At 68.1% G+C, this 16921-nt stretch carries 15 protein-coding genes and 1 tRNA gene; 3 read left to right on the forward strand and 13 right to left on the reverse strand.

The genetic code is table 11. The features are described from left to right. Positions 1-150 precede the first annotated feature (150 nt). The 3 genes from TSH20_RS18200 (at position 151) to TSH20_RS18210 (ending at position 4458) form a co-directional block, all read left to right on the forward strand. Positions 151-2688: a helicase-related protein gene (locus tag TSH20_RS18200; RefSeq protein WP_109076029.1), complete on the forward strand. Its 2538-nt coding sequence runs from the start codon at positions 151-153 to the stop codon at positions 2686-2688. Between the two features lie 183 nt (positions 2689-2871). Further along, entirely contained in the window at positions 2872-3261 is a 390-nt protein-coding gene (locus TSH20_RS18205; protein ID WP_109076030.1) for an RNA-binding S4 domain-containing protein, read from the forward strand. Positions 3262-3375: 114 nt separating this feature from the next. Then, a complete protein-coding gene (locus TSH20_RS18210) occupies positions 3376-4458 on the forward strand; it encodes a Tim44 domain-containing protein (RefSeq protein ID WP_109076031.1) in 1083 nt (360 codons plus the stop codon). 96 nt (positions 4459-4554) lie between these two features. Here the strand turns inward: TSH20_RS18210 and TSH20_RS18215 are convergent, their stop codons facing one another. From TSH20_RS18215 to TSH20_RS18275, 13 genes are all read right to left on the reverse strand, one after another. After that, the gene (locus TSH20_RS18215) at positions 4555-5607 is read right to left on the reverse strand and encodes an ABC transporter ATP-binding protein (protein ID WP_109076032.1); all 1053 of its coding nucleotides are present in this window, start codon (positions 5605-5607) and stop codon (positions 4555-4557) included. A 19-nt stretch (positions 5608-5626) separates the two neighbouring features. Next, positions 5627-6811: an extracellular solute-binding protein gene (locus TSH20_RS18220; protein ID WP_199231845.1), complete on the reverse strand. Its 1185-nt coding sequence runs from the start codon at positions 6809-6811 to the stop codon at positions 5627-5629. 151 nt (positions 6812-6962) lie between these two features. Next, positions 6963-7889: a diguanylate cyclase gene (locus TSH20_RS18225; RefSeq protein WP_136704950.1), complete on the reverse strand. Its 927-nt coding sequence runs from the start codon at positions 7887-7889 to the stop codon at positions 6963-6965. A gap of 140 nt (positions 7890-8029) precedes the next feature. Beyond that, positions 8030-9577: a chromosomal replication initiator protein DnaA gene (gene dnaA / locus TSH20_RS18230; RefSeq protein ID WP_109076034.1), complete on the reverse strand. Its 1548-nt coding sequence runs from the start codon at positions 9575-9577 to the stop codon at positions 8030-8032. A 592-nt stretch (positions 9578-10169) separates the two neighbouring features. Beyond that, positions 10170-10430, reverse strand: a complete 261-nt coding sequence (gene rpsT / locus TSH20_RS18235; RefSeq protein ID WP_109076035.1) for a 30S ribosomal protein S20 — start codon at positions 10428-10430, stop codon at positions 10170-10172. A gap of 206 nt (positions 10431-10636) precedes the next feature. Further along, a complete protein-coding gene (locus TSH20_RS18240) occupies positions 10637-11413 on the reverse strand; it encodes an enoyl-CoA hydratase (protein ID WP_109076036.1) in 777 nt (258 codons plus the stop codon). A gap of 105 nt (positions 11414-11518) precedes the next feature. Further along, a complete protein-coding gene (locus tag TSH20_RS18245; RefSeq protein ID WP_109076037.1) occupies positions 11519-11950 on the reverse strand; it encodes a hypothetical protein in 432 nt (143 codons plus the stop codon). A gap of 12 nt (positions 11951-11962) precedes the next feature. Then, entirely contained in the window at positions 11963-12805 is an 843-nt protein-coding gene (mutM, locus tag TSH20_RS18250) for a bifunctional DNA-formamidopyrimidine glycosylase/DNA-(apurinic or apyrimidinic site) lyase (RefSeq protein WP_109076038.1), read from the reverse strand. Between the two features lie 262 nt (positions 12806-13067). After that, entirely contained in the window at positions 13068-14018 is a 951-nt protein-coding gene (pip, locus tag TSH20_RS18255) for a prolyl aminopeptidase (RefSeq protein ID WP_158282013.1), read from the reverse strand. A 133-nt stretch (positions 14019-14151) separates the two neighbouring features. Then, positions 14152-14228 (reverse strand) — tRNA-Arg (locus tag TSH20_RS18260). A 132-nt stretch (positions 14229-14360) separates the two neighbouring features. Next, positions 14361-15149 (reverse strand): ankyrin repeat domain-containing protein, encoded by a 789-nt coding sequence (locus tag TSH20_RS18265; RefSeq protein WP_109076040.1) that lies wholly within the window; start codon positions 15147-15149, stop codon positions 14361-14363. Continuing rightward, a complete protein-coding gene (locus tag TSH20_RS18270) occupies positions 15146-16531 on the reverse strand; it encodes a hypothetical protein (protein WP_109076041.1) in 1386 nt (461 codons plus the stop codon). The genes TSH20_RS18265 and TSH20_RS18270 overlap by 4 nt, the downstream gene beginning before the upstream one ends. Continuing rightward, a complete protein-coding gene (locus TSH20_RS18275; protein WP_109076042.1) occupies positions 16528-16905 on the reverse strand; it encodes a hypothetical protein in 378 nt (125 codons plus the stop codon). The genes TSH20_RS18270 and TSH20_RS18275 overlap by 4 nt, the downstream gene beginning before the upstream one ends. Between the last annotated feature and the right edge of the window lie 16 nt (positions 16906-16921).

Raw genomic sequence — 16921 nt, forward strand, 5'->3', positions numbered from 1 at the left:
CGACCCCAAGCCCCCCAACGCAGCCGCCGTGAGACCATGGGCCGCCGAATCCCCCTTCGGCGGCCCTTGTCTTTTTTGGGACGGGACAGAAGGTGCAAAAGACAAGCCGCCGCTTGCATTGCGGGCCTTCGCACCCCAAAGCTTAACCCCATGACGTCCTCTCACGCTTCGGCGGGCGGCGGTCTCGGGCGGGGGGGCCGTGTGGTCGCCGTGCTGGGGCCGACCAACACCGGCAAGACCTATCTGGCGATCGAGCGCATGCTCGGTCACCGGTCCGGCATGATCGGCTTTCCCCTGCGCCTGCTGGCGCGGGAGAATTACGACCGCATCGTCTCGATCAAGGGAAAGAACGCCGTCGCGTTGGTGACGGGGGAGGAGAAGATCCTGCCCCCCAACCCGTCCTACTGGGTCTGCACCGTCGAATCGATGCCGCTGGACCGCGCCGTCGATTTCCTGGCGGTGGACGAAATCCAGCTCTGCGCCGACCCGGAGCGCGGCCACATCTTCACCGATCGGCTGCTGAACGCCCGCGGCATGGTCGAGACGATGGTGCTGGGGTCCGATTCGATGCAGCCGATGATCCGCCGGCTGGTGCCGAAGGCGGAGTTCATCAGCCGGCCACGCTTCTCGCAGCTGACCTATGCCGGCTACAAGAAGCTGACGCGCCTGCCGCCGCGCTCCGCCGTCGTCGCCTTTTCCGCCACCGACGTCTATTCCATCGCCGAGATGATCCGGCGCCAGCGTGGCGGCACCGCCGTGGTGCTGGGGGCGCTCAGCCCGCGCACGCGCAACGCGCAGGTCGGGCTCTATCAGGCGGGCGAGGTCGATTATCTCGTGGCGACCGACGCCATCGGCATGGGGCTGAACATGGACGTCGACCATGTCGCCTTCGCCCGCATCGTCAAGTTCGACGGCTTCGCCCCGCGCCGCCTGCGCCCCGCCGAGGTGGCGCAGATCGCCGGCCGCGCCGGACGCCACATGCGCGACGGCACCTTCGGCACCACCGACGAGGTGGGGGAACTGGACGCCGATCTGGTCAACCGCGTCGAGAACCACGAGTTCGAGACGGTCAAGACGCTGTCCTGGCGCAACAGCGACCTGCGTTTCGACACGCCGGGCTTCCTGCTGAAATCGCTGGAGGAACGGGCGCCGATCCAGGAGCTGTCGCGCGTGCGCGAGGCCGACGACCATCTGGCGCTGCAGGCGCTGGTGCGCGACCCGGAGATCATGGACCTCGCCCGCGGCCGGGACGCCGTGAAGCTGCTGTGGGAGGTCTGTCAGGTCCCCGATTTCCGCAAGGTGCTGTCGGATGCCCACACCAAGCTGCTGGCCCAGGTCTTCCGCAGCCTGCGAGGGCCGCTGCGCCGGCTGGACGACGACTGGGTGGCGAAGCAGATCGCCCGGCTCGACCGGACGGAGGGCGACATCGACGCGCTGGTCGCCCGCATCGCCCATATCCGCACCTGGACCTACATCTCCAACCGGCCGACTTGGCTGAAGGACCCGCTGCACTGGCAGGAACGCACCCGCGCCATTGAGGACCGGCTGTCCGACGCCCTGCACGAGCGGCTGACCCAGCGCTTCATCGACCGCCGCTCCGCCACGCTGTCGCGGACGCTGAAGGACGGGCGGTCGCTGCTGGGCGGCGTGCGGGCCGACGGCGAGGTGGTGGTGGAGGGGCATGTGGTCGGGCGGCTGGAGGGCTTCCGCTTCGTTCCCGACGCGCCCGACCGCTCCGACGAGGCGAAGTCGCTGCTGACCGCTGCGCGGCGGGCGTTGCGCGACGAACTCGCCAAGCGGCTGCGCGCCTTCGAGGCGGAGCCGGACGACGTCTTTGCGCTGGGGCCGGACGGGGTGCTGAGCGCCGACAATTTGCCGGTGGCGCGGCTGGCCGCCGGACCGTCGGTGCTGGCGCCGCTGGTGGTGCCCTTCGACGAGGGCATGCTGGATCAGGCCCAGCGCGAGCGGGTGCGGGCGCGGCTGGACCGCTGGCTGAAGGACCATATCGCCGCCCGGCTGAAGCCGCTGTTCGCGCTGTCCGCCGCCGAGGGGCTGTCGGGTGCGGGGCGCGGGTTGGTCTTCCAGCTGGTCGAGGGTCTGGGGGTGCTGCCGCGCACACCGGTCGCCGACATGGTGGAGCGGCTGGAGCGCGAGGACCGTAAGGCGCTGACCAGGCTGGGCGTCCGGCTTGGGGTGTCGCATCTTTATCTGACGGCGCTGGCCAAGCCGGCGGCGGTCAGTTTGCGCGGGCTGCTGTGGGCGGTGGCGCAGGGGCATTCCTTGCCGGTGCCGATCCCGCCGCCCGGCCGCGTGTCGGTGGAAGCCCCACCGGTGAAAGACGGCGGCGCGCCGCCGGCCTTCTGGGAGGCCATCGGCTATCCGCTGGCCGCCGGGCGGGCGTTGCGCGTCGACATGCTCGACCGGCTGGAGACGGAACTGCTGACCGCGTCCAAGGCCAATGCGCCGATCCGCGAGGTGGCGCTCGGCCAGCGCGTCGGCCTGTCGGCGGAGGAACTGGGGACGGTGCTGACCGGGCTTGGCTATGTGCGGATCGTCGCCGAGGACGGGGCGGTGACCTGGAAGCGGAAGCGGCCGCAGGGTCAACGCCAAGGAAACAGGCAGCGGCGCGAGCGGCCGACGAACGAGGACCACCCGTTCGCCAAGCTGCGGCAACTGTCGGGGATGTGAACTGGTTTTTTGAGGGGGTGGAATGAACGCACAATCGATCAGCACCTATTCTCCCTCTCCCCCCCGGGGAGAGGGTCGGGGTGAGGGGGATGCACCGCGTGCCTTCCCGAGAATCCACGCCACGCGCCCCCCTCACCCTAACCCTCTCCCCGGGGGGGAGAGGGGATCTTCGGAGGTCCCGCGATGACCGACACCGAAGACACCACCCCCGGCCGGCTGCGGATCGACAAGTGGCTTTGGTTTGCGCGTTTCTTCAAGACGCGCAGCCTCGCCGCCAAGCTGTGCAACGACGGGGGCGTGCGGCTGTCGGGGACGGTGGTGACCAAGGCGCACGCGTCGGTGAAGCCGGGCGACGTGCTGACCTTCGCCCAGGGGCGGCACATCCGCGTCGTCAAGGTGGTGGCGCTGGGCAGCCGGCGCGGACCGGCACCGGAAGCCCAGGCGCTGTACGAGGACCTCGCCCCGCCGGTGCCGGAGGAGCGGCTGCAGGATCCCTACCGGGCGCCGGGCGCGGGACGGCCGACCAAGCGCGACCGGCGCGCCATCGATGCGCTGCAAAGTGAGACCGATTAGGCGGCCGTGCTGATTGTTGCTCGAAAAAAGTGAGACCGCCTCTTAAACGGAGGCGGCACCACCCCCATCTGGCAAGGCTGGACAACAGACCAGATGCGACAAGCGAGCACGATCATGAGCGAGAAGACCCGACCTTCGAGCCTTTCCGCCACCTCTAAGACCAAGCGGGGCGCCCGCGCCGCCACGGCGGTGGCGGTTGCCCTGGTGATGGCCTTGGCCGCCGGCACCGCCGACGCCCGCGCCGGCAAGAGCAGCTCTTCGGGCAGCCGCGGCAGCCGCACGACCGAGGCGCCGGCCGCCACCTCCACCGCGCCCAACGCGGTCTCGCCGATGGAGCGCTCCGCCGCCCCGGCGGCGTCGCCGGGCATGCAGCGCCCCGGGTCCACCGCCCCGGCGGCGGCGCCCTCGCGCGGCTTCTTCGGCGGTGGCTTCATGTCGGGCCTGATGGGCGGCCTGATCGGCGCCGGCATCGGCGCGATGCTGTTCGGCGGCGGCTTCTTCGACGGGCTGGGCAGCTTCTCCGGCATCCTGGGCTTCCTCCTGCAGATCCTGCTGGTCGTCTTCCTGGTCCGCCTCGCCATGCGCTTCTTCCGCAACCGCTCGCAGACCGCCAACACCGCGGCGTCCGGCGGTCCGCTGGGCGGGAACCGGCCGGCTTATGCCGGTGGTCCGCAGGGTGGACAGATGAACCGCGACTCGGCGGATGTCGGCTATAACCCGGTGGGCGGCCCGGTTGGTGGTATGGGCGGCGGCAACGCCGGCCCGGCCCAGCGCCGTCAGGCGGCCGACGAGATCGGCATCCAGCCGGCCGACTTCGAGGCGTTCGAGCGGCTGCTCGTCACCGTCCAGACCGCCTATGGGCGCGAGGATGCCGACGCTCTGCGCGCGGCGACGACGCCGGAGATGTTCGCCTACTTCGGCGATGATCTGGCGGAGAACCGCAACCGCGGCGTGGTCAACAAGGTCAGCGACGTCCGCCTGCTGCAGGGCGATCTGGCCGAGGGCTGGCGCGAGGGGGCGCAGGAATACGCCACCGTCGCCATGCGCTTCTCGCTGATCGACGTCACGGTGGACCGCGCCAGCGGCCGGGTGATCGAGGGCAACGCCTCGCAGCCGACCGAAGCGACGGAGCTGTGGACCTTCGTCCGCCCGCGCGGCGGCCAGTGGCAGCTGTCGGCGATCCAGCAGACGCACTGACGACTCGGTCTTCCCAATGCGAAACGCCCCGGCCGATTGGCCGGGGCGTTTTCGTTTGTGCGATTCGTGCCCTCTCCCGGGGCGAGAGAGGGAGTCTTATGCCGTCGGCAGCACCACCGCGTCGGCAGCCCGGAAGCCCAGCCGCACGGTTTCGCCGGGAACGAAGGCGGGCTCCTGGCCCAGATGCGGCATCTGCACGGTCAGGCCGCCGTCGAGGAAGGCGTTGACGAAGGCGCCCTCGAAGTCGCTGTGGCTGACGCGGGCGGTCAGGCTGTTGTCGCTGTCGCCGGGCGCCAGACGTTCCGGCCGGACATAGAGGGTGGCGCGGTCGCCGGGGCCGAGTCCGCGCGGGTTGCGGCCGCGCAACGGCCCGAAGGCGGTGTCGAGGACCGCCCAGCCATCCGTCGCCTGGGTGACCGAACCCGAAAAGCGGTTCGACTCGCCAACGAAGGACGCGACGAAGGCGGTTTCCGGATGGTCGTAGATGGTCTTGCCATCGCCCACCTGCTCCAGCACGCCGCGCGACATCACGCCGATGCGGTCGGACATGGTCAGGGCCTCGCCCTGGTCGTGGGTGATGTAGATGAAGGTGACGCCGGTGCGCTTCTGCAACTCGCGCAGTTCGGCGCGCATGTGCTGGCGCAGCTTCAGGTCGAGCGCGGAGAGCGGCTCGTCGAGCAGCAGCACCGCCGGTTCCACCGCCAGGGCGCGGGCAATGGCGATGCGCTGGCGCTGGCCGCCGGACAGGTCGGTCACCCGCTTGTCCGCCGTGTCGGGCAGCGCCACCAGTTCCAGCAGTTCGCTCACCCGGCGGCGGCGAGCGGCCGACGGCACGCCGCGCACCTCCAGCCCGAAGCCGATGTTGTCCGCCACCGTCATCAGCGGGAACAGGGCCAGGTTCTGGAAGATCAGCGCGGTCGGTCGCTTGTTCGGCCCGATCCCACGCATGTCCCGGCCGCCGATGCGGATGACGCCGTCGGTCGGCTCCATGAAGCCGGAGATCATGCGCAGGATGGTGGTCTTGCCGCAGCCCGAGGGGCCGAGGAAGCTGAAGAACTCCCCCGCCCCGATGGTCAGCGACACGTCGCGGACGGCGACGGTGTCGCCGAACCGCATGGTGACGTGGTCGAGTTGGACGTCTTGGCTCATGGCCTCTTCTGTCTGCGGGTCACGCCGCCAGGAAGCGGTCCTGGTACTCGTTGCGGATCGAGACGTACCACGCCTCCTGGATCGGCCACCACCACAGCTTCTGCAGCGCGTCGCCCGGATAGGCGTCGGCGAAGAACTGCTTGTTGAGGTCGGTCAGATGCGCCTCGGCGCCGACCGCGGTGCTGGAGATGCCGGAATGGTTGGTGTAGAGCGCGCCGGCCTGGGGCGTGTAGAACCAGTTGATCCAGGCATAGGCGTTCTCCAGATTCTCGGCCTTCTTCGGGATGGCGAAGCCTTCCATCCAGGCGAGCGCCCCTTCCTTCGGCGCGATGAAGCGGATCGGCAGCCCTTCCTTGCGCAGAGCCACCGCGCTGCTGTCCCAGGTCTGGCCGATGATGCAGCCGTTGGTGCGGAAGGCGCCCTGGGCCTCGTTCTCGTTGGTCCAGAACTGGGCGACCGACTTCTTGTTGGCGACGGCCACCTTCAGGATGGCGTCGAAGTTGGCGCGCGCCTTCGCCTCGTCCTTGAACTGGTCGCGGACGGGGTGCGGCAGCTTGCCCTGGCTTTCCAGCCACAGCGCGATGCCGATCAGCGCCGAATGGCCGCGCACCGTCACCTTGCCGGCATTGGCCGGCGCCCACAGGTCGCCGTAGCTGGCGCTGCCGTAGGTCAGCGGCGCCTTCTTCATGTCGTAGGCCAGCGCCTCCGTCCCCCAGTCGGCCGGGGCGAAATAGCGCTTGCCGCCGACGACGCCGCCCATGCCGGCGGAACCCTCGACCGACGACTTCAGGCAGCCGTCCCACTTCACCTTCGATTCGTCGATCGGCTGCACCAGCTCGTATTCGACGTAGTTGGGCACGCGGTCGACGGTGGGGTGGATGATGTCGAAGCCGGCACCGCCGGTGGCCTTCAGCTGGTTCAGCAGTTCGTCGTTGGTGCCGTATTCGGTCAGGGTCGCCTTGACGCCGGTCTTCTTCTCGAAATCGGCCAGCATGTCCGGGCTGATGTAGCCGGCCCAGGAGAAGATCTTCACCGAACCCGACGCCGCGCGGCCCTCGCGCAGGATGAAGGGGCCGACCGAGGCGACACCGGCGGCGGCGGCAGCGCTCTGCAGCAGCAGGCGGCGGGTGAAGCTCTTGGCGGCGCGCTGGGTCTCGGCGCTGGACCGCTGGGACTCGGTCTGGGCGTGATCCATCTTGGACATGACGTCCGGTCTCCCTGGCTCTTGAATGGCGTTTTGTCAGGTTCCCGCGGCGGCGGCTTCGCGCAGCCCCGTTTAAGGCGGAAAGTGTGCCTGAGACAAAAGCCGTCCGTCCATGGGGGAAGATGAAGCTCCGCCAAACTTCATAGAGCCGTCACATCACGTAGAAGCGTGCCTTCACCGTCACGCCTTCGGCGCCGCGCAGGACGGTGCGGTTGCGGCCGCTGCGCTTGGCGAAATAGAGCGCCTCATCGGCCTGGGCCATCAGGTCGTTGACCGAGTCGGTGTCCTGGTCCAGGCACATGCCGATGCTGACGGTGAAGCCGAAGCTGGACCCGCTGCCGGTCTCCACCATCAACTCCGCGGTGGAGCGGCGGATCGCCTCCACCCGTACCAGCGCCGCATCCAGGTCGGCGGCGGGCAGGCACAGGCAGAACTCCTCCCCGCCCAGCCGGCCGAGGAAGCCGCCGTCGGGCAACTGGGCGGCGCAATGGTCGGCGAAGCGCTTCAACGCCAAATCGCCGTTGCTGTGGCCGTGGGTGTCGTTGATCGTCTTGAAATGGTCGATGTCGAACATCGCCACCGCCAGCGGCGAGCCGGTCTCCTTCGCGGCGCGGTAGGCCTGTTCCAGCCGCTCCATGAAATAACGGCGGTTCAGCACGCCGGTCAGGTAATCGGTGTGCAGCATCTCCACCATCACCCGGTGCATGCGGGTGATGCGCTCTCCGGCGCGGACGCGGGCGCGCAGCATCGACAGGTCGATCGGCTTGGCCAGGAACTCGTCGGCGCCGGAATCGAAGGCCTCGATCCGCCGGGCCGTTTCGGTGTCGCCCGTCATCAGGATGGTGAAGGTGCGGTGCTGGTCGTCCTCCGCCCGGACATGCCAGCACAGCTCCAGCCCGGTCATCACCGGCATTTCCAGATCGGTGATGAGGATGTGGATGTCGTGGCTGCGGTAGAGCGACAGCGCCTGCGCCCCATCCTCCGCAAGCAACACACGGTAACCGTTGCTTTCCAGATCTGTCCGGATCAGGTCGCGAAAGAAATTGGAATCATCGACGACAAGAATATTCGTTTCCACCACAACACCCACGCCGTCCGCAAAGATTCCGTGCGCGCGGACCTTAGCAAACTTCCCGTCGCGATGGGATAGCGGCGTGGCGACACGTCGCGGTTGCTTTGGTGATAAATCGGGCGATTAATTGGCAGCCCAAACGAACCTCAGCTTTCGAGCATGCGCCGCAGCAGTTCGACATCCTCGGCGAAGGACGGATCGGTGGCGCGCAGCTCGTCCACCTTCTTCACCGCATGCATGACCGTGGTGTGGTCGCGGCCGCCGAACTTGCGGCCGATCTCCGGCAGGGAGCGGGCGGTCAGCTGCTTGGCCAGATACATGGCGATCTGGCGCGGGCGGGCCACCGCGCGGGCGCGGCGGGCGGAATGCATGTCGGCGACGCGGATGTTGTAATGCTCCGCCACCCGCTTCTGGATCTCGTCGATGGTGACGCGGCGGTCATTGGCGCGCAGCAGATCGTGCAGCACCTCCTGCGTCGTCTCCAGCGAGATGGAACGGCCGACCAGCTCGGCATGGGCGACGATGCGGTTCAGCGCCCCTTCCAGTTCGCGCACGTTGGACGTGATCTTGTGGGCGAGGAACTCCAGCACCTTCAGCGGGATGCTGGCCTGGAGCGCGTCGGCCTTGGCCTGGAGGATGCCCAGCCGCAGCTCGTAGGTGGTCGGGTGGATGTCGGCCACCAGCCCCCAGCCGAGGCGGGAGCGCAGCCGCTCCTCCATGCCTTCCAGGTCGGACGGGCTTTTGTCGGCGGAGATGATGACCTGCCGGTTCTGGTCGACCAGCGCGTTGAAGGTGTGGAAGAACTCCTCCTGCGTGGAGTCCTTGCCGCTGATGAACTGAACGTCGTCGATCATCAGCACGTCGACCGAGCGGAACTGCTGCTTGAAGGCCATCGTGTCCTTGAAGCGCAACGCCCGGATGAACTGGTACATGAACTTCTCGGCCGACAGGTACAGCACCTTGCGGTTCGGGTCGTTCTTGCGGATCTGCCAGGCCAGCGCGTGCATCAGGTGGGTCTTGCCCAAGCCCACCCCGCCATAGAGGAACAGCGGGTTGAAGGTCACGGTGGTGGCGTCGGCGACGCGGCGGGCGGCGGCATGGGCCAGCTCGTTCGGCTTGCCGACGACGAAATTCTCGAAGGTGAATCGCGGATCTAACGCCGCCGACAGGTCGGAGCGGTCCTCCAGAATCGCGGGGACGGCGTTCGGCGATTCGTCCGACGCCCCGCCATAGGAGGCGGAGGTGTAGACGGTCGACGGCGCCGGTTCGGCGGAGGACGGCGGCAGCGGACGGGGAGCCGGGCGGGAATCGGCGGCACGCGATTCGAAGCCACGCTGGGGCGGAGCGGCGCGACCATCGTCGCGGCCCCCATCACGGCCATGATCCCGGCCGTCATCACGGTCGTCGTTGTCGGCGACCAGCGCCGCCGGCGGGTTGGTGGAGGCGACGATGACGTCGATCGACTGGACTTCCGGATTCTCGCCGGACCAGAGGGCGCGGATGCGGTCGGCATAGTGGGTCAGCACCCAGTCGCGCATGAAGCGCGTGGGCACGACGATGCACACCTCGCCGCCGACCAGGCTGGCGACGGACAGCGGCTGAAGCCAGCTCCGGTAGGCGATCTCGCCCACCTCTTCCTTCAGGCGTCCGCGAATGCGCGCCCACTGCTGATCCAACGACACGCCGACCGACATGCTCCCTTACTCCCGCTCCTTCCGCCGGCCGGCCCCACCGCCGTGGCGGCGCGGGATCACCCCGCAACCGGCCCCAAACCCGGCCCCAAATCCGGTTCTGCAACCGGAATAGCCGCCCGTCTGGTCCAGCCCGGAAGACTCCGGGCAAGGATAACCCCGAACGGAACACCATACCCAAAAAAGCACGCGCAAGAGTCGACGGGATCGTAAATCCCGCCCCAAGCACGACAGCTTGTAAGTAAAAGAAGATCGTGCGAACGACCGGGACTCAACAAGCCCTGATCCGGCGTAAGACCTTCAGTATTTCACTGCTGTGTTCAACCGGACACAGAGTGTTGCATCACCCCAATTCGTCCGGCCGAATGGATCAAAAGTCTAACGAGGCTGCGGAAATCTGGCAATGGGACAGATGGCGAACGGCCCAAAAAGATAAAAACGTTCGCTTTGACCACAAGACCGATCCCGAATCTCATACGCGACCGTAAGAACAATCTAAGACAATTGTCGAGCATCCGCATATTTACTTTAAACGCAAAAAGCCGCGCCCCGAGTCACGGGCGCGGCTTTTTGAAAGCAGCGGATGAAGACTCGATCAGAGAGCCTTGATCGCAGCCGACAGACGCGACAGCTTGCGCGACACGGTGTTCTTGTGCAGCACGCCCTTGGACACGCCGCGCATCATTTCCGGCTGAGCGGACTTGAACGCCTCGGCGGCGGCGGACTTGTCGCCGCTCTGGATCGCGCCCTCGACCTTCTTCACGAAGGAACGGATGCGGCTGATGCGGGCACGGTTGACTTCCGTGCGACGCTCGGTCTGACGAATGCGCTTTTCAGCGGACTTATGATTGGCCATGGAAACCCTACTCCGAACGACACGGCTGTCGTGATGCGAGCGCGCCTTATACGCGGCAGCGCACCCCGAGTCAAGGCGTGGTCGCCCGTTGATTTTGACTAATCGTAGCTAAACGACATCTTGATGGGATCTGGTCCGTCCCCCGCAAGATGCAGGGGACGGATCAGCAGGCAGAGTCAACGCCGGGTTGGCGCTGTGTCGGCGACTCAGCGATTCTTCCAGCCGGGCTGGCGCTTCTCGGCGAAGGCCGCCATGCCTTCCTTCTGGTCTTCGGTGGCGAAGGTCGAATGGAACAGGCGGCGTTCGAAGCGGATGCCCTCGGTCAGGGTCGATTCATAGGCGACGTTGACCGCCTCCTTCGCCATGGCGATGACCGGCTGCGACAGCGAGGCGATCTTGGTGGCGACCTTCACCGCCTCCTCGACCAGTTCGGCGGCCGGGACGATGCGGGAGACGAGGCCGCAGCGCTCGGCCTCGGCGGCGTCGATCATGCGGCCGGTCAGGACCATCTCCATCGCCTTGGACTTGCCGACGAAGCGGGTCAGGCGCTGGGTGCCGCCGGCGCCGGGGATGGTGCCGATGGTGACCTCCGGCTGGCCGAACTTGGCGGTGTCGGCGGCCAGGATGAAGTCGGCCATCATCGCCAGCTCGCAGCCACCGCCGAGCGCGAAGCCGGCGACCGCGGCGATGGTCGGCTTGCGGCACTTGGCCAGCCGCTCCCACTTCGCCGTGATGAAGTTGGAGTTGTAGACATCCATATAGGAGAAGCCGGCCATCTCCTTGATGTCGGCGCCGGCGGCGAAGGCGCGCTCCGACCCGGTGACGACGATGGCGCCGATGGCGGAATCGGCCTCGAAGGCGTCCAGCGCCTGGCCCAACTCGGTCACCAGCTGATCGCACAGCGCGTTCAGCGCCTTCGGACGGTTCAGCGTGATCAGGCCGACCGGGCCGCGGGTCTCGACGAGGATGGTTTCATAGGACATGGCTGCAGCACTCTCCCGATGGGGCGAGCCCGGTTGCCTCCGGGACTCGTGGTTGTTGAGATGTTCGATCCTGAACCGGCGCGAGTATGGCGGGTGTCCCCGCGATCAGCGCGGCGTCAAAGTGAAGCGGACGGCGGTCGCGACCTGCCGGCCGGCTGGTTTGGGGAACTCCAGCCGCAATTCCTCACCCTCGCGGACGAAGACGCGGTCGGCGGTCCGGCGCCAGCCAAGCTGCGGCAGGGTCTGGTCGTAGAAGGCCAGCACCGCCTGACGCGGCACCTCGCCCGACAGCACGGCCTGGACGATCCGCCCGCCCGGCTTGTCGAAGACCAGCGGTTCCGATTCGGCGGTCGCCAGCCCGGGCATCACCGGAACGTCGGTGAAGCCGGGGACGAACGGCCCGGACTCGGCAAAAGCCGGTGGGGCCGCTTGAGCCGGAGGAATGGGAACGAGGAAGCTCCCCAGGCCCGCGACCGCGGGGCCGGCAAGGAGGAAAGCGGCGGACGCCGCCCGGAGCATGGCCGGTAGAGCCGTCATGCCCCAGCTATATCACCGTTGGCGCGCCGCACAAAAGAAAGTCGAGCGGCCTGACTGTACAATCCGCTGAACGCCCCCCGTCCGGGCACGGTCGCAGTCGCAATCGGGGCAGCCCTCCCCCTCCCGGTCGTAGACGGCGAACTGGTGCTGGAAATAGCCCAGCTCCCCCGACGCCTGCCGGTAGTCGCGCAAGGAGGAGCCGCCGGCGGCGATCGCGCGCTCCAGCACCTCGCGCACCGCGCTGGCGAGCCGGTCGACCTCCGCGGCCGTCAGACTGGCGGCGGTGCGGGTCGGCAGGATGCCGGACTGGTACAGCGCCTCCGACACATAGATGTTGCCGAGCCCGGCGACGATGCTCTGGTCGAGCAGGGCGGCCTTGATCGGGGTGATCTTGCCGGCCAGCCGGCGGGCCAGCTCGGGGCCGGAGAACTCGTTGCCCAGCGGCTCCGGTCCCAGATTGCGCAGCATCGGGTGGTCGCCCAGCGCGTCGGCCACCGTCAGGTCCATCAACCCGAAGCGGCGGGCGTCGTTGAAGGTGACGACGGTCCCGATATCGGTCTCGAACACCACATGGTCGTGCTTGTCGAAGGACTCGGGCCGTTCCGGCGCGATGATCATGCGGCCGGACATGCCGAGATGGGCGATCAGCACGCCGCCGTCATCCAGATGCATCAGGATGTATTTGGCCCGCCGCCGCACCGACTCGACGCGCCGGCCGGTCAGCCGCTCGCAGAAGCGCGGCGGAAAGGGGGTGCGCAGGTTGGGCCGCCGCTGCTCCACACGGACCAGCCGCCGGCCTTCGAGATGCGGGGCGAGGCCCCGGCACACCGTCTCGACTTCGGGAAGTTCAGGCATCGGCAGAGTGTGGGGTGGGAGGAAGGCGGGTGCAAGGGCGCGAGGCGGTCGGCGGGACGGGAGGTTCGGGAGTTGCGGGCAAGATGAACACGGATGTCACGGATTGCAGCACGGATTTCACGGATGTGGCGTTCCGAAGCAGCTGCTGTCGGGTCTGGCCGGCGCACCGCCACGCTCAAGAAAAATCCGTGACATCCGTGCCTAAATCCGTGACATCCGTGTCAATCTTGTCCTCCGATCCAGCGTCTCCCCGAAACTCCCGTCACCGATATTCCTTGAACCGCTCCGTCGCCTGGATCAGCGCGGCGCGGATGCCGGGTTCCATGGCGGAGTGGCCGGCGTCGGGGACGATGCGGTAATCGGCTTCCGGCCAGGCGCGGTGCAGCGCGTCGGCGGAGATCACCGGGCAGACGATGTCGTAGCGGCCCTGGACGATGACCCCCGGCAGATGGCGGATGCGGGAGACGTCGCGCAGCAGCTTGTCCTCCGGCGTGAAGCGGTTGGAGCGGAAATAATGCGCCTCGATCCGCGCCAGCCCCAGGGCGTGGCGGTCCTCGCCGCTGGCCGCAATCAGGTCGGGCGACGGCAGCAGGGAGGAGCAACTGCCCTCATAGATGCTCCACACCCGCGCCGCGGCCATGCGCACCATCGGGTCGGCCGAATCGAGCCGCTTCCAGTAGGCCTCCAGCAGATCGTCGCGCTCGTCCTCCGGGATATGGCCGGCAAAGGCGGCCCAGGCCTCGGGGAAGAGGATGCGCATGGAATAGAGGAACCAGTCGATCTCCGCCTTCCGCATCAGGAAGATGCCGCGCAGGATCAGGCCCAGGCAGCGCTCGGGATGGGTCTGGGCATAGGCCAGCGCCAGCGTCGAACCCCAGGAGCCGCCGAACAGGTGCCAGCGCTCGATGCCAAGGTGCCGGCGCAGCGTCTCGATGTCCTCGACCAGCCGTTCGGTGGTGTTCTCGCGCGTTTCTCCCAGCGGCGTGGAACGGCCGGCCCCGCGCTGGTCCATCACGACGATGCGGTAATGGGCGGGGTCGAAGAAGCGGCGGTGGGTGGGCGAGGCACCGGCCCCCGGCCCGCCATGCAGGAACATCACCGGCACGCCGCGCGGGTTGCCCGCCTGCTCCCAATAGACCGTGTGGATCCCGTCGACGGCGAGGGTGCCGGTCTGGAACGGGTCGATGGGCGGATAGAAGTCGCTGCGGGGCATGGCCATGCATCCAGTGGTCCGGGCCACAAGTGTAGAGGAGCCACCGGGGCTTGCGCCAGCGCGACGAAGTCGCGAAACGACAAAGGCCGCCCGGAGGCGGCCTTGCGTGTCGATCATATCTTTCTGGAGAAGATGGCGCGCCCGAAGAGATTCGAACTCCTGACCCTCAGATTCGTAGTCTGATGCTCTATCCAGCTGAGCTACGGGCGCGCTGTGTCGTCTTCCCTGTCGGCGTCGGCGGCAGGCCGTCGGCGTCGAGGCGCGCAACCTACTCAAAAGCTTCACCGGGCGCAAGCGCTTTTCTTCAAAAAATTTCCGGCGCGACGCCCGGCCCGTTTCCGCCTACAGCCGGTCGGCCAGGCCGGCACAATCCAGCACCACGCCGCGCCGCGCGAAGGCGGCGAACAGGCCGCGCACCGCCTCGCGATGGGCCGGCGGAATGCGCAAGGGGCGCTGTCTGGTGAAGAAATTGCAGAAGGACTCGCCGGCGGTGAACTGGGTGCGACCGCCGGGGCTGCGCCAGTCGGTGCCGGCCCCCAGCTCGAGCAGCGCCGTGGCGCTCGCCCAGCTCATGCTCTCCACCGCCGCGAGGAGCGGCGTCGCGTTGCCCCATACGACATTGAGATCGACCCCGGCGCGGGCCAGCAGCCGCAGATGCTCCGGCTGGTCGGAGCGCACGGCCTCGTGGATCACCGGCTTGTCGTTGCTCCCACGGGCATTGGGATCGGCCCGCCCGGCCAGCAGGACGCGGGTGAAGGCGGGGTCCTCCAGCCGCACCGCATACATCAGCGGCGGCTCGCCCCCCGCCGTCTTGACGTTGGCGTCGGCACCGGCGGCCAGCAGCGCCTTGGCCGTCTCGTTCGTCGGAGCGGGAAAGATGAAGAAGATCGGGCGGAAACCGTCCCGGCCAACGCCGTTGGGGTCAACGCCGCCGCGCAGAGCCTCGACCACCTTGGAAACGCGGCCTTCCTGCACGTCGTCGGCCAGGGCCGCCAGCTTCGGATCGTCGAAATAGCGGCTGGTGTCCAGTCTGCGGGCGGTGGCGCCCATGGCATTGCTCTCCTGACTCATTGCACATCCGGCGGCGAGGACGACCGCCAGCATCACACGGAAGACCTGGCGGCGGATCATCCGGACGCGCCCTGCTCCGATGAATCCTGCAGAGTGGCGACGTCCTCGCTCTTCTCGCGCTCGATGCCGTTGATGACGCTGATGATGGAATGCTGCCCGCCCGGGCTGGTCATCGGCACCGGCTTGCCCGCATCGTCGAGCGCCGGGACGGTGACGACCGGCCCAATGGCCGGCGGCAGCAGGTTGCCCTGACTGACGAGATTCTTCAACGCACGGGGGAAAGCGGTGGTTCCGCCTTCCACCAGCTGGCGCGTGTCGGGCGAGAGGAACGGGAAGCCCAGCTTGTCGGCGATGAAGTTGCCTGCGGCCACGGGCATGCCGATCCCGGACCCCAGACCGCCGGCCAGCAGACCGACCCCCGATTGCAGGGCGGCTGAATTCTGGACGCCGGTCAGCGGATCGCCCGGTGTCCGGAACTGCAGGAAGTCGGAGGGATCGCCGGTGTCGCCGCCGACCGTCTTGGGATTGAGACCGGCCGCGTTGAACATCATGCCGGTCAGGCCGCCGGACACGCCCGCCGCCTGCGCCTTGCCGCCGCCGAGCGAATGGCCGGTGACCATGACGTCGGGGCCGAGCTTGTTGGCGACGTTGGCGCCGAGTTGGGCGGCAGCCTTGTATTGGATCGTCTCGCCCCCCAGCGCCTGATCCATGTTGGTCTGCAGATCCTCCATCTCGCTCGGCACCGTGCCGCGGAAGGCGAGGACCGTCTGCTGTCCGCCCGGCCAGTCCGCCGGCGTGCGGTAGATCGTGGCCTTGGCGTCGCGCAGCAGCGCCGGATCGATGCCGGCCTTGTTCAGTTCCGAGTCGCTCATGGCCGTCCAGCCGAGCGGCGGATCGTTCTTGGGCGGCTTGCCGTACTGGTCGTAGGTGTCGCCCGACAGGCGGGCCAGTTCGACCGCCCGGTTGTCGCGGGCCAGCCGTTCGGCCGCCGCCTTCTGCGCCGGGGTGCTGCCGGCGCCGCGCCCCTTGTCGATCAGGGATTGGCGCTGGTTCAGCCGGTCGACCTTGGCCTCGACCGAGTTCGGACAGGACTCGACCACCCGCTGGCGCGGCGCGCGGGCCGGGGACAGCTGCTCTTTCGCCGCCTTGTAGAGGCGGCCGACCACCGGCTGCGACTCCATCGCCTTGTCGGCGAGATAAGCGGTGCCCTGGACCGCCGCCTTTCCGGTCTCGGCGGCGGCGCGCATGCCGAAGCCGGCAACGCGGCCGGTGGCCTTGGCGGTCTCGACCACCGCATCGCTTGCGGCACCGGCCGCCGATTTGGCCATATCGGCCGCCGCCGAGATCGCGGCCTGTGCGGAGGAGGCGGCCCGCACCGCAGCCTGGCGGGCGGCGTCGGAGGCCGCCGCGTAGGCTTCGGCCAGAGCATCACCCCAGCTCATGCCGCGCCGTCCTTCGGGCCTTCCGCCAACAGGGCGAAGAGGGTCAGGGCGGTGCGCTCGACCCCATCGGCCTTTTCGGTCGGCGTCAGCGCCGGATCGTTCAGGATTTGGGACATGGCCGGAAAGCGGCGATCGAAGTCGATCCCCATCGTCCAGGCGGTGACGATGTAGCGGCCGAGGTCGCGCTCCGTCTCCAGCCCGTATCCCCGCGCCCGCTCATATTGCTGGCGCAGGGTCTGCTGTCCCTCGGCAGTGTCGAGAACCGGGCCGGCCTTGGGATCCGACTGTGTCAGGATGCGGATCATCTTCCGCAGGAACCCTTCCACCGCCAGCGTTTCGACCTGCCGGTCCGAAAGCGTGAGACCGGTTGCCATGCCCCTCTCTTCTGCT

Source organism: Azospirillum sp. TSH20, assembly GCF_003115935.1.
Taxonomy (GTDB): Bacteria; Pseudomonadota; Alphaproteobacteria; order Azospirillales; family Azospirillaceae; genus Azospirillum.